The 290-nt window shown below is 57.6% G+C and carries 2 rRNA genes; both read right to left on the bottom strand.

Annotated elements, in window-relative coordinates:
- Positions 1 to 117: ribosomal RNA gene (gene rrf, locus TN53_RS43905) — 5S ribosomal RNA — on the bottom strand.
- A gap of 96 nt (positions 118 to 213) precedes the next feature.
- Positions 214 to 290: ribosomal RNA gene (locus TN53_RS43900) — 23S ribosomal RNA — on the bottom strand; the annotation flags it as partial.

Genomic DNA, 290 nt, shown 5'->3' with positions numbered 1-290 from the left:
GTTCGGCGGTGTCCTACTCTCCCACAGGGTCCCCCCTGCAGTACCATCGGCGCTGTAAGGCTTAGCTTCCGGGTTCGGAATGTAACCGGGCGTTTCCCTCACGCTATGACCACCGAAACACTATGAAACTGTCGAACTATGCCGCACCACACCCTGTTTACGGGTATGGGGCTGTTCGTGGTTTCAGAACCAACACAGTGGACGCGAGCAACTGAGGACAAGCCCTCGGCCTATTAGTACCGGTCACCTCCGCACGTTACCGTGCTTCCAGATCCGGCCTATCAACCCAG

It is taken from the genome of Streptomyces sp. WM6386 (genome assembly GCF_000972385.1).
Taxonomy (GTDB): domain Bacteria; phylum Actinomycetota; class Actinomycetes; order Streptomycetales; family Streptomycetaceae; genus Streptomyces.
The sequence above is the reverse complement of the archived record's forward strand: the minus strand, read 5'-3'. Positions and strand labels throughout refer to the sequence as shown.